Origin of the sequence: Methylophaga nitratireducenticrescens (assembly GCF_000260985.4) — a bacterium.
Taxonomy (GTDB): Bacteria; Pseudomonadota; Gammaproteobacteria; order Nitrosococcales; family Methylophagaceae; genus Methylophaga; species Methylophaga nitratireducenticrescens.
This window is the reverse complement of sequence record NC_017857.3, coordinates 67,407-79,541: the sequence shown is the minus strand read 5'-3', so window position 1 is coordinate 79,541 and position 12,135 is coordinate 67,407. Positions and strand designations below refer to the sequence as shown.

Below are 12,135 nucleotides of genomic sequence, written 5' to 3'. Positions count from 1 at the left end.
GCCTTTTTGGAATCTAATTTGTGGTCACTCCAGCTGTTACAGTTGACACGATAAGCTTTGAATTAAGTCCTGCGGACAATCCCCGCCTAGCCAATTTATGTGGTCATCTGGATGAACATATCCGGATGATGGAACGTGGATTTGGCGTGGAAATCAATAATCGCGGTGGCAAGTTCCAGATCATCGGTAAGCCGGAGATTCTGGCTGAAGTACAGGATGTGATACACACTCTGTATGCCGACACCGCCCAATCTGTTCTGGAACCGGAACAAGTCCATCTCGCGATTCGCGAATCGGGTGGTACTGAAACCACCGGTTTTGAAGAAGAAAAAGAAGTTACCATCAAAACCAAACGCGGCCTGATTAAGGCGCGTGGTGAAAATCAACAAGCCTATTTGCGCCGTGTAATGACGCATGACATCAACTTTGGTGTGGGACCTGCCGGTACTGGTAAAACTTATCTTGCCGTTGCCTGTGCAGTTGAAGCTCTGGAACGTGATTTTGCCAGACGGATTGTATTAGTCAGGCCTGCAGTTGAAGCCGGTGAACGTCTGGGTTTCCTGCCGGGTGATTTGGCTCAGAAAGTGGACCCGTATTTACGGCCTTTATTTGATGCGCTCTATGAAATGCTAGGTTTTGAACGGGTTGCCAAACTGATTGAACGCAATGTGATCGAAGTGGCACCCCTGGCATATATGCGTGGCCGTACTTTGAACGAATCGTTTATTATTCTGGATGAAGCACAGAACACCACGGTTGAGCAGATGAAAATGTTTCTGACTCGTCTGGGATATAACTCGACAGCGGTGATCACCGGTGATATTACTCAGGTGGATTTGCCGGGTTCAACCCGTTCAGGTCTGCGTCATGCCATTGAAGTCTTAAAAGATATTGAAGGCATTGGCTTTACTTTTTTCCAGGCAAAAGACGTGGTGCGTCATTCGCTGGTGCAGAAAGTTATTCTGGCTTACGAAAAGGCTGAAACAAAGTCGTGAACGTCATTATCGATCTGCAGCAGGCAACTGATGCAGATGTGCCATCTGAACAACAATTTCAACGCTGGGCCAGTGCTGCGCTGGCTGAAGTCAACGAAGACTGTGAATTAACTATTCGCCTGGTGGATGAAACCGAAAGTGCCGAATTGAATAATGATTATCGCGGCAAAAACTATCCGACCAATGTTTTATCTTTTCCCTTTGAGTCACCTGTGCCGTTAGAACCTGTGTTATTAGGCGATCTGGTGCTGTGTGTTCCGGTGGTAGAGCGTGAAGCTGCCGAGCAAGAAAAAACCACTAACGATCATTGGGCACATTTAATTGTGCATGGTTGTTTGCATTTACTTGGCTATGATCATATTGAAGACGATGAGGCAGAATTAATGGAATCGTTGGAAATTAAAATTTTACAAAAGCTTGATATTAACAATCCTTATACAGAGCAGAGGGTTACATCATGAGTGAGGGACGACCGAGTCGCTCAGACAGTCCAGTTTCCTGGGTGCGAAAATTAAGTAATCTGTTCCTGGAACCTAAAGACCAGGAACAGTTGATTGAATTACTACGCAATGCTTCTGAACGGCATATTCTCGATGCCGAAGCCTTGTCGATTGTCGAAGGCGCTTTGAGCGTCTCACAGATGCAAGCTCGCGACATTATGATTCCACGTTCTCAAGTGGTGATGGTTTCCCGAGATGCGCCACCGGAAGAAACACTTAAGCTGGTCACAGAAACATCGCATTCACGTTTTCCGGTGATTGATGATGATCGTGATGATGTTATCGGAATTTTGCTGGCCAAGGATCTGCTGGCGGCAGTGGTCAGCTCTGGTGAGTTTAATTTTGATCTGCGTGAATTGTTACGTCCGGCGGTGTTTATCCCGGAAAGTAAGCGTCTAAATGTACTGCTGCGTGAATTTCGCGCCCGTCGTAATCATATGGCAATCGTTGTTGATGAATATGGCGGTGTGGCCGGCATGATTACCATCGAAAACGTGCTTGAACAAATTGTTGGTGAAATTGAAGACGAGCATGATGTGGATGATGATGCGCCAATTTTGCAACGTGATGACAATACCTTCACTGTCAAAGCATTGACCCCGGTTGAAGATTTTAACGAGTATTTTGAAACCGAGTGGAGTGACGATGATTTTGATACGGTGGGTGGCCATGTGGTGAATCAATTTGGTCATTTGCCCGGCCGGGGTGAGCAGGTCACAATAGGTTCACTGGAATTTACTGTGTTACGTGCAGATAAACGTCGAGTTCATTTGTTACGTATGGTGAAGTTAGCCGAAGAAACTGAAAGCGAAAGCGAAACAGAATAATGACAACTTCCAGGCAGTTGGCTTGGCAAGGCGCATTTGGCGGCTGGGCAGCATTATTGGCCGGTGCCATCCTGCCAATGAGTCTAGCCCCATTCCATTATTACCCCTTGGCGGTGTTGAGCCTGCTCGTGCTGTTTCTCAGCTGGCAAGGTGTCAGTCCTCGTCAGGCGTTGTGGCGTGGCACCCTGTTTGGTACCGGCATGTTCGGTGTGGGTGTTTCCTGGGTTTTTGTGGCTATCCATGTTTTTGGACAGGCCAGCATAGTACTTGCAGGTTTGCTGACCGCATTGTTTGTGGTTGCCCTGGGTTTTATGATCGGCGTATTGGGGTGGGGGTTAAAACGCCTGACCGGACCAATATTATCCAGCAAAGATTTTCTGATATTACTGCCCAGCAGCTGGCTTTTATTTGAGTGGTTTAAAGCCTGGTTTCTGACGGGATTCCCATGGCTGGAATTGGGTACTGGGCAAATTGAAGGCCCGCTTGCCGGTTTTATTCCGTTAATCAGCGTTCATGGAGCCTCATGGCTGGTAGCATTGACCGCCGGTAGTCTGGCCATAGTGTTTTACCAGCGTAAATGGCTATTTCTCTTATTGCCTGCAGTGATTTGGGGCAGCGCTTTTTCCCTGCAGTCGGTTGAGTGGACCAAGCCCATTGGTGAACCGGTGAAAGCTGCCTTGATTCAAGGCAATGTGCCGCAGGAAATTAAATGGGATCCCCAGCAGTTACGTAATACGTTGCAGTTATATGCTGATCTGAGTCGAGAGAATTGGGATGCAGATGTAATTGTCTGGCCGGAAAATGCAGCAACAGCGTTTTATCACCAAATAGATGAAGGTTATCTCGAACCATTAGGTCGCGAAGCACGTTCTCAGAATACCGATATCCTTGTCGGGCTGCCTGTCTTGGATGAAAATGGTGAAGATTATTACAACAGTATGGTCAGTCTGACCGAAACCCCGGTGTTTTATCATAAGCGTCACCTGGTTCCATTTGGCGATTACGTTCCTTTTGAAACCCTGCGTGGATTGATAAAATTCTTTGATTTACCGATGTCAGCGTTTGTACCGGGTGCTTCCGAGCAACCACAAATGATGTTGGCAGGCCATCCGGTCGGGGTGTCTATCTGCTATGAAGATGCCTTTTCATCTGAAGTACGTGACACTGTGCCGGCGGCAACCATGTTGATTAACGCGACTAATAATGCCTGGTATGGTGATTCATTTGCACCGCACCAGCATTTACAGATTTCACGAAGCCGGGGGCTGGAGACCGGGCGGCCCATTTTACGGGTTACAACTAACGGGATATCAGCGTTTATTGATTATAAGGGCGTTATTCAACAACAAAGTCCTCAATTTGAATTAGCTGTACTGAAAGGTGACATTCAACCCAGAGAGGGTGTGACTCCCTACGTGCGTTTCGGGCAATGGCCATTATTGATCTCAACTTTGCTGTTGCTGACTTTGTGGGCGTATTATCAGTATTTTTATCGGCGTAACGAGTCTTAATCTTCCATGCAATTAATGACCATCCAGCGCATTCTGGGCATTTTACTGAGCCTGTTCAGTATTACCATGCTGCCACCTGTGCTGGTTTCATGGTGGTTTAATGACGGTGCTGCTACAGCCTTTCTGACAGCGTTTGTAATTCTAGTCAGTACCGGTTTGCTGTTATGGTTGCCTGCGAGAAAACACCATAAAGAGTTGAAGATCCGTGATGGATTTATCGTGGTGGTGATGTTCTGGATTGCCTTGGGATTTTCCGGGGCGTTGCCATTTTATCTGACCGAATCACCCGAGATGAGTATTACCGATGCGGTGTTTGAGTCCATGTCGGGTTTAACCACCACCGGAGCGACGGTTCTGGTAGGGCTGGATACGCTGCCAGAAGCCGTATTGTTTTATCGTCAGTTTCTGCAGTGGTTGGGGGGTATGGGGATCGTGGTCTTGGCCGTTGCCATCCTGCCATTATTAGGTGTCGGCGGCATGCAGCTGTATCGTGCCGAAACACCTGGACCGATGAAAGATGCAAAATTAACCCCGCGTATTACGGAAACCGCAAAAGCCCTCTGGTATATCTATTTGAGTCTGACTATCGCTTGTACCATCGCTTATTACTGGGCCGGCATGTCATGGTTTGATGCTATCGGTCATAGCTTTTCTACCGTCGCCATTGGCGGATTTTCAACGCATGATGCCAGTATGGGCTTTTTTAACAGCGCGACGATTGAAATGATCGCGGTGGCTTTCATGCTGGTTTCTGCGATGAATTTTTCCTTACATTTTCTCGCCTGGCGCCATCGCAGTCTGATGCATTATCTGCGAGACTCAGAGTTAAAAGTATTTTTAAGCATCATGTTTGTTATCTCCTTAGTGACGGCGTCCTACCTGTTTTTCACCGGTACTTTTGATGATGGCTGGACGGCTGCTCATCACGGTATTTTTCAAGCAGTGTCAATTGGTACCACAGCCGGTTTTACCACTACTGATTATTATTTGTGGCCGGGTTTTCTGCCAATTTTATTGTTGATGAGTAGTTATATTGGTGGCTGTGCCTTTTCCACTGGTGGTGGTATTAAGGTTATTCGCGTTATGCTACTGTTTAAACAAGGATATCGTGAAGTTTTACGGCTGATTCATCCTAATGCAGTGTTTGCCATTAAGGTGAATGGTAAAGCGTTACCGCCCAAAGTCGTTGGGGCGGTGTGGGGCTTTTTTGCTTTATACGTTTTCTGTTTCAGCATCATGCATCTTTTGTTGATGGCAACGGGGCTTGATGTGGTGACATCGTTTTCTGCCGTAACCGCTTGTTTGAATAATCTTGGTCCGGGACTGGGGGATGTGGGGGCTAATTTTGGACAGATTAATGCTCCATCAAAGTGGATATTATGCGTTGCCATGTTGTTAGGGCGCCTTGAAATCTTCACTTTACTAGTGGTGCTGACACCAGCGTTCTGGCGCCGATGATGTCAGATAGTCAGCAAAAATGGGATCAGCGGTATCGGTCGGAAATTGCGGTCTACCCCGAGCCATCGTTGGTACTCACTCAGAATCAGCATTTATTGCCCCAGCAGGGAAGAGCTCTGGATCTGGCTTGTGGTTTAGGTGCCAATGCCTTGTTGATGGCCAGTCTGGGGTTACGGACTCAAGCATGGGATATCAGTTCTGAAGCTTTGGCGAAACTGAATGCAGAAGCTCAACAGCGACAGTTACAGATTATTACTGAGCAGCGGGATGTGAGTGCGACAGCGCCTGACAATTCGAGATTTGATGTCATTGTCGTCAGTCAGTTTCTGGATCGCAAACTTTGCCCGAAACTTATCGATGCGTTAAAGTCCGGTGGGTTACTTTTTTATCAAACCTTCTGTCGCGATAAGGTAGATGGTTCCGGTCCGCAGAACCCGGAATTTTTACTGACAGATAATGAACTATTAAATTTATTTGCAGGTCTGAAATTAAGAGTTTACCGAGAAGAGTCGACACTTGGAGATACTTCCATGGGGTGGCGAAACATGGCGATGCTGGTGGGACAAAAGTCATAATAAAAATAAATACTTAATAGGACTTGCTGAAAAGACGTCGGATCAGTAGAATTACGCGGTTCAGAAAGGGCAAACATAAAAATCGTGTTTGTCGGGCAAACATCATTATTGGCGAGAACAGATATGAAAGCGGATATCCATCCAGATTATAGCGAAATCAATGTTACCTGCAGCTGTGGTAACAGTTTCAAAACCCGTTCAACACGCGGCAATGACCTGACGCTGGATGTATGCTCAGAATGTCATCCGTTCTACACCGGCAAACAGAAAATGCTGGATAGTGCCGGTCGTGTTGATAAATTCCGTCAAAAATACGGAAAATAATCTTGCGGGCTTAAGCCGAAGATACTAATGAACATCATCAACATTACATACAAAAGCCTCTGTCGATTGACAGGGGCTTTGTTGTTTCTGGGCCTTTTATCCGGCTGTGCGCAGAATCCGGTGACAGGTGGCCAGGATTTTGTCATGTTCAGTGAAAACAAAGAGCTTGAGATGGGCCGCACCTATCATCCTCAGATCATTGAACAGTATGGTCGTTATGAAGATGAAGCGTTGCAGAGATATGTTCAGGATGTCGGGCAAAGACTCGCCGCCGTCAGTCATCGTGATGATTTGGTTTATCGCTTTACCGTTTTAGATTCACCGGTTATCAATGCGTTTGCATTACCCGGTGGGTATATCTATATCACTCGGGGGATGATGGCCTATCTGAATTCCGAAGCTGAGCTTGCAGCCGTTCTCGGACATGAGATTGGCCATGTCACTGCCCGTCATGGCGTACGTCAGCAAAGTGCAGCCCAGGCAGCTAATTTAGGATACACGCTGGGAGCAATTCTGCTTCCGGGATTACGCACCGCAGGTGCCCAGGATCTGTTTAATGTGTTTGGTGGTGCATTGCTCAGTGGTTATGGTCGCGAACACGAATTAGAATCGGACAGGCTCGGTGCCGAATATCTGGCCCGTTCCGGCTATCCTTCAGAGGCCATGATAGAAGTTATTGGCGTGTTAAAAGATCAGGCAACCTTTGCTGAAGCCGAGGCTAAAAAACAAGGCCAGGATTATCAGGGTTACCACGGTCTGTTTGCTTCTCACCCGGATAATGATACTCGGCTGCAGGAAGTCGTTAAAGCGGCTGATAAATACAAAACCACTGTTCGTGAAGATGAAGGCACTGAGCGTTATTTGCAGCGTATCGATGGCATGGTGTTTGGTGATAGTGAATCGCAGGGCATTCGATCTGGTCGAAATTTCTATCATGGTGAAATGCAGTTTGCGTTGAGTTTTCCGCAAAATTGGCATATTCAGAACAACCCAACCAGCTTACGGGCAACCGCGCCGCAAGGGGCCGCTATTATTGAGATGGGCGCTTCCGATCTTAATCGGAAACAGACCCCGGCTGAGTTTATCCGGGATAGGTTGAATATTAAAGAGCTGAAAAATGGAGAACCGCTCTCCACAAATGGATTGCAGGGTTACACTGGCTTAACCGTCGCAGAGGGCAAGCCGGTTCGAGTGGCGGTCATATATTTGCGTGAACAGGCGTTTATTTTTATTGCGACCACCAAGTCGTCCGGAGATTTCAATAAGTTTGATCCGGCGTTCCGTGAGACGGTGATGAGCTTCCATGCTATGCGTCAGGATGAACAGCAATTTGCCGAAGCACAGCGTATCGAAGTGGTCAAAGTCGATAGCAATGATAGTTATTCAGGCTGGGCAGCCAAATCACGAATCAGCAATAGCCCAATACAGCAGTTGCGGTTATTGAATGGTGATTATCCAAAGGGTGAACTGAAATCAGGCCAATTGGCTAAACGTGTTCGTTAACTATTATATTGTTTGAGTGACGTTCAGCTTCAACGAATTCTATTTGAGAAATTGACATCATCAATAGAGCAGTGTTGACAGTCCTGTCTGCTTATAAGGATCTGCCTCGCCGTCTTTGCTGACCTGGAAAAAAGGTACTTGCCCCATAGAGATTTATTCATGTCTCATCATCAGTTGTGGTTGAAAAAGGATTACCACGCGATAGAGATGAAGTTAGAAGGCTATCCCTTTGCTCCATTTTTTTGTTGACTATTCACGCGAATGATATTGCTACCATTATGTGATTTACAGTCAAAAGATAATCAACATTAAGCAGCGTATTTTCAGCCGCTACACGTAATGGACGGGGCTGTTTTCTGCATTACGTTGTTGCAAATGACTTTTGTTGAATACCGGCAACGCATTATTTCTGTTCTGCTGGACGAAGTGAAACACTAGGATTTGTTGATCTTTCATCTCCGCCTCTGTTGTGAGCTGAAAAAGCGTCAATCAAGGCACGAGGAGCGCCTTTTGTGAGATACATTCATGCATCTCACCCCATTATTGGGGCTTACGCGCAAAAACGTTTATCTCCATGGATGGAGTGGTCACTCCTGTGCGTCCCTGCACTCGAAGGGCTGGGACTATTTTGCGACCGACTGCGCACCCTGTAATTCACCGCTACGCGGCCAGCAAAGCTGTTCAAATGCGTTCCAGACTTATTTTCAATTACTTATGTAAGATACTACACGGCATGCTTTCCGCCTTGTCGGACACAAAACATAGCCTCCAGAAGTGGTGGAGATGAAAGATCAACAGACCCTGAAGGACCATACTTGACATCGTTAAAGATGAGTCCATAATACCTTTCAAAAGATGTTTTTTAAATACACCTTTAAGGAGCGCATTATGACCACATCTACCCAGTCCCTGCTACAAACCAGTCTTGGCGAAATTGCCACGCAGCTTGCCGGTGCCACGCGGGTCTTTCGACAGTATAAGCTGGATTTCTGCTGCGGCGGGGGCATCAGTCTTGAAGAAGCTTTGCAGCGCAAACAACTGGATGCCGAACCCGTGCTGAAACAGTTGGAAGCGCTGAAAGATGAGTCACCCGAACAGGATTGGACAACACGACCGATTCCCGAACTGGTCAACTACATCTACAACCATTTCCATTTGGTGCACCGAGAGCAACTTCCGGAGCTTCGCCGTATGGCGCGCAGAGTTGAGACGGTACACGGAGACAAGTCCGATTGTCCGCTGGGGCTGGCAGATCAGCTTGAGATCTTGGAAAATGAGTTGGAAAGTCATATGCAAAAGGAAGAGAGCATTCTGTTCCCCATGCTTCAGCAAGGTGCTGGCGCTCATGCTGGCGGCCCTATTCAAGTCATGATGCACGAGCATAATGACCACGGAGAAGCGCTGCAGCGTCTGGTTGAGCTAACAAACGATATGACACCACCTGCAGACGCCTGTAACACTTGGCGTGCCTTGTATCTCGGACTGGATCAGTTGCGTAATGATCTGATGGAACATATTCATCTGGAGAATAATGTATTGTTCCGTCGGGCTCTGGCTGCCTGAAAGTTCTCCACAGGGAGGCACTCAGTTCAGGTTTAGCAGTTTTAACAGTTCTGGCCGGTGTCTGGCTGTGACCAGATCGGCCAGGCTGTATTGCCCCAGAACATCAATGAACGCCTGCTGTGCCTCTGCCAGAATGTGTTTGAGCTGGCACGCAGGGGTGATACTGCAGGTGTTGTTCTCAGTGTAACATTCCACCAGGCCTAAGTCGGTTTCTGTTTGCTGGAACAATATGCCCAGATTGACTTCTGTCGGTGAGCAATGCAGGTTCAGACCACCGTTCTTTCCCCGAACAGAATCAATATACCCTAATCGGCTTAGTTGATTTACCACTTTCATCAGGTGATTCTTGGAAATACCAAAGGTCGTTGAAATTTCTCTGATGGTCGTTTTGCGTCCGGGCTCTGCCGCCAGATAAATGAGGACGCGCAGGGCATAGTCGGTATAGCTTGTAATACGCAATGTTGTCTCCTAAGTACTCACTACCGGACGTTGTAGTGTTCGCAATTGATAAATCAGTGTTAATCCCCAGGCCAGTGACCAGCCACCAGCAGCGAAGAAATACAGTATTGTTCGCGCGCTCCAGGGAAGCAAGAGGAACAGATCGGGCAGGGCCCGACTGACGGCTGCAAGGCTGAAAAGCAGGGCAATCAGGGCCCACCAGCTTCCGGTTGGCAGGTCACGTTTGCGACGTTGTGCCGTCAGCCGCATAATTACACCAGTGGCCAGAATACCCAGAGTACCGATGGTCACCAGATGCAACCCCGGTCCAGTTGAAAGACCTCGTGTTTGTTGCAGCGCCATGACTATAAGTCCCGGTGCCAGCCAGCCATAACCTGCTAGCAGGCATAACAGATCCAAGCGGCCACCCAGACGCCACGGCTGCCAGCGGACGATTCGTATACAGATCAACAGTGCTGCTAGCCACAATGGTAGTGCGCTAAACCAACCTGGAATTTGAGTGCTCGACAAAGATAGAAGGGCGGCCGTAGCCAGCGTAAGGATCAGGCCTCCTTCGATACGTGGTTGCACTCGAGCCTTCAGTATTGTTCCACCGGTACGATCTATAGCATTGGCGATGGCTGGGGCCAGCAAACGGCCGCCCATGTAGCTTAACAATAATGCCAGCAATATGCCGGTAACTTGGGCGGTCGGCCAAAACCACATCGGCAAAGTAAGTCCTCGGCTCAACGCACTCAACACGCCCAGCCCCAGCAATGCAAAGATTAATGGCAGCAGTATGCGGTTTCGCCAGCGTTTAGCGGCGTTCAGACGCGGAAGTATCTGCCAGAGCAGCAGGGCAACTAGTAGCGCCTGCAGTACCGTAGACCAAAGACTATCTGGCCAGTTAAGCGAGGCCACCCGGGCTGCAAACCATGCCAGCAGTATCAGTAGAGCAACTTTACGTTCTGGGCGACCGCTTAGATAGCCAGCAATCAAACCAGTAACCAATCCGAACAGCATCTCATGCGCATGGCCTTCAGGCTGGCTCAGCCCTGGCAAGCCTTGTGTCTGATACAGGCTGTACAATGTCAGAGGCATAATGATCATCGCATAGGCGCTGACCAGCGGGAACAACCACAGAGCCAACCAGACCTTCGATTGATTGTACATAACTGTGCTGCTGACATCAGTCGGCATTTGTTATCCTTTGATGTTGTAATAAGATGTATGTAAAATACATTTATTATAAAAAATAATCAAAGAGGTTAGTGCCATGTTTGGAAGTGCATTGCTGTTCTGGCGCAACCCGCCGATTGATGATGAAAAGGATCTATTGATCGCGGAGAACCGTTCTCTTCAGGAACAGGTGCGGATGCTTGAAAAAGAACGTGAAGATTTGCGTTCCGAACAGATATCTCGGCAGCATCAGTTTACAGAACAGCAGGGTATTTTAAGTAGTTTTACCGGTTTCAGTGCCTCATTGACAGCGCTCAAGAATTCGTTCGGAGTGTTTTCCGGTCAGTTGGAAGAGGCTAATGCCGCTGCTGGTGAGTCTTTGTCGGCATCGCGATCTAACGAAACTGATCTGCACCAATTGGGCGCTGAACTCAGTCAGATTGTTACTGCAACCCGTCAGTCTGCCGAGCAAGTGCGAACTCTTCAGGAGCGCACGGAGGAGGTTAGTCGGTTTGTCTCCTTGATCGACAGTATTTCCGATCAGACAAATCTGTTGGCCTTGAATGCCAGTATTGAAGCGGCGCGTGCCGGAACCCACGGACGCGGTTTTGCTGTGGTTGCCAGTGAAGTCAGAAGTCTCTCCGAGCGTACCAGTGATGCCACACGCGAGATCAGATCGCTGGTCGACACTATTCAGGCTCAAACACGACAAGCGGATGCTGACATGCAGGCCAACTCTGAAGCAGTCAGTCGAGTGGACGAGAATGCCAGTCGGATTTTGGCTCGCACCACTGAAGTGCTGGGTCTGGCAGGCGATGGGGGACGTGTGCTCAATCGCACCGCTTTGGCCAGCGAAGTGGAGTTTGCCAATCTGGAAGAGTTGGAGATCAAGTTGTTAGTCTACCGTTGCTTACTGGGGCTGGAATACGTCGATCCAAAGTCGTTGCCAAGTGAAGAAGAATGTCGCCTCGGCCGTTGGTACTATGAAGGTTCAGGACAGACGGTGTTTATGAATGCTTCCGAATTTCAGCGCATTGAGGAGCCTCACCGTCAAGTCCATGTGCAGGCGAGACGGGCAGTTGAACTGTATCAAGCCGGAGAGTCCGAAGAGGCTCTGCAGGCGCTTTCGGCAATGGAAGAGGCAAACATGGAGGTCATGAATCGCTTGAGAAGGCTGGTCAGTGAAAGTGATTGAGCCAATCTTTCCAATAAAGCTGCTGGCTTACTCCATGAGTTCTATGGTTTGATGCCTGATGAATAAA

The 12,135-nt window shown here is 48.2% G+C and carries 12 protein-coding genes; 10 read left to right on the top strand and 2 right to left on the bottom strand.

All coding sequences use genetic code 11. The features are described from left to right. Positions 1-20: 20 nt before the first annotated feature. The 9 genes from Q7A_RS00360 (at position 21) to ytfE (ending at position 9,256) form a co-directional block, all read left to right on the top strand. A complete protein-coding gene (locus tag Q7A_RS00360; RefSeq protein WP_014705314.1) occupies positions 21-995 on the top strand; it encodes a PhoH family protein in 975 nt (324 codons plus the stop codon). Continuing rightward, entirely contained in the window at positions 992-1,456 is a 465-nt protein-coding gene (gene ybeY, locus Q7A_RS00355; protein ID WP_014705313.1) for an rRNA maturation RNase YbeY, read from the top strand. Before Q7A_RS00360 ends, ybeY begins: the two co-directional genes overlap by 4 nt. Beyond that, entirely contained in the window at positions 1,453-2,322 is an 870-nt protein-coding gene (locus tag Q7A_RS00350) for an HlyC/CorC family transporter (protein ID WP_014705312.1), read from the top strand. The genes ybeY and Q7A_RS00350 overlap by 4 nt, the downstream gene beginning before the upstream one ends. Next, a complete protein-coding gene (gene lnt, locus Q7A_RS00345; protein WP_014705311.1) occupies positions 2,322-3,833 on the top strand; it encodes an apolipoprotein N-acyltransferase in 1,512 nt (503 codons plus the stop codon). The genes Q7A_RS00350 and lnt overlap by 1 nt, the downstream gene beginning before the upstream one ends. Positions 3,834-3,839: 6 nt before the next feature. Then, on the top strand, positions 3,840-5,291 hold the full coding sequence (locus tag Q7A_RS00340; RefSeq protein ID WP_014705310.1) for a TrkH family potassium uptake protein: 1,452 nt from the start codon (positions 3,840-3,842) through the stop codon (positions 5,289-5,291). Then, positions 5,288-5,866 (top strand): class I SAM-dependent methyltransferase, encoded by a 579-nt coding sequence (locus Q7A_RS00335; protein WP_084227424.1) that lies wholly within the window; start codon positions 5,288-5,290, stop codon positions 5,864-5,866. Before Q7A_RS00340 ends, Q7A_RS00335 begins: the two co-directional genes overlap by 4 nt. Before the next feature lie 123 nt (positions 5,867-5,989). Further along, positions 5,990-6,190 carry a 50S ribosomal protein L31 gene (gene rpmE / locus Q7A_RS00330; RefSeq protein WP_014705308.1) on the top strand — a complete coding sequence of 67 codons (201 nt, stop codon included), beginning with the start codon at positions 5,990-5,992 and terminating at the stop codon, positions 6,188-6,190. A gap of 27 nt (positions 6,191-6,217) precedes the next feature. Further along, positions 6,218-7,693 (top strand): M48 family metalloprotease, encoded by a 1,476-nt coding sequence (locus Q7A_RS00325; RefSeq protein ID WP_014705307.1) that lies wholly within the window; start codon positions 6,218-6,220, stop codon positions 7,691-7,693. An 888-nt stretch (positions 7,694-8,581) separates the two neighbouring features. After that, positions 8,582-9,256 (top strand): iron-sulfur cluster repair protein YtfE, encoded by a 675-nt coding sequence (gene ytfE, locus Q7A_RS00320; protein ID WP_014705305.1) that lies wholly within the window; start codon positions 8,582-8,584, stop codon positions 9,254-9,256. 21 nt (positions 9,257-9,277) lie between these two features. On the opposite strand, the gene Q7A_RS00315 is transcribed toward ytfE, so the two are convergent. After that, a complete protein-coding gene (locus Q7A_RS00315) occupies positions 9,278-9,715 on the bottom strand; it encodes an Rrf2 family transcriptional regulator (protein WP_014705304.1) in 438 nt (145 codons plus the stop codon). A gap of 9 nt (positions 9,716-9,724) precedes the next feature. After that, a complete protein-coding gene (locus tag Q7A_RS00310) occupies positions 9,725-10,894 on the bottom strand; it encodes an NnrS family protein (protein WP_014705303.1) in 1,170 nt (389 codons plus the stop codon). A gap of 76 nt (positions 10,895-10,970) precedes the next feature. On the opposite strand from Q7A_RS00310, the gene Q7A_RS15600 reads away from it, so the two are divergent. Further along, positions 10,971-12,068, top strand: coding sequence for a methyl-accepting chemotaxis protein (locus Q7A_RS15600; protein ID WP_014705302.1), 1,098 nt, complete (start codon positions 10,971-10,973; stop codon positions 12,066-12,068). The last annotated feature ends 67 nt before the right edge of the window (positions 12,069-12,135 follow it).

Excerpts from the sequence above, each read along its gene's own strand:
- ytfE (WP_014705305.1), top strand. The coding sequence starts at position 8,582 with ATGACCACATCTACCCAGTCCCTGCTACAAACCAGTCTTGGCGAAATT.
- rpmE (WP_014705308.1), top strand. The coding sequence starts at position 5,990 with ATGAAAGCGGATATCCATCCAGATTATAGCGAAATCAATGTTACCTGC.
- Q7A_RS00350 (WP_014705312.1), top strand. The coding sequence starts at position 1,453 with ATGAGTGAGGGACGACCGAGTCGCTCAGACAGTCCAGTTTCCTGGGTG.
- Q7A_RS00325 (WP_014705307.1), top strand. The coding sequence starts at position 6,218 with ATGAACATCATCAACATTACATACAAAAGCCTCTGTCGATTGACAGGG.
- Q7A_RS00310 (WP_014705303.1), bottom strand. The coding sequence starts at position 10,894 with ATGCCGACTGATGTCAGCAGCACAGTTATGTACAATCAATCGAAGGTC.
- Q7A_RS00340 (WP_014705310.1), top strand. The coding sequence starts at position 3,840 with ATGCAATTAATGACCATCCAGCGCATTCTGGGCATTTTACTGAGCCTG.
- Q7A_RS15600 (WP_014705302.1), top strand. The coding sequence starts at position 10,971 with ATGTTTGGAAGTGCATTGCTGTTCTGGCGCAACCCGCCGATTGATGAT.
- Q7A_RS00335 (WP_084227424.1), top strand. The coding sequence starts at position 5,288 with ATGATGTCAGATAGTCAGCAAAAATGGGATCAGCGGTATCGGTCGGAA.
- lnt (WP_014705311.1), top strand. The coding sequence starts at position 2,322 with ATGACAACTTCCAGGCAGTTGGCTTGGCAAGGCGCATTTGGCGGCTGG.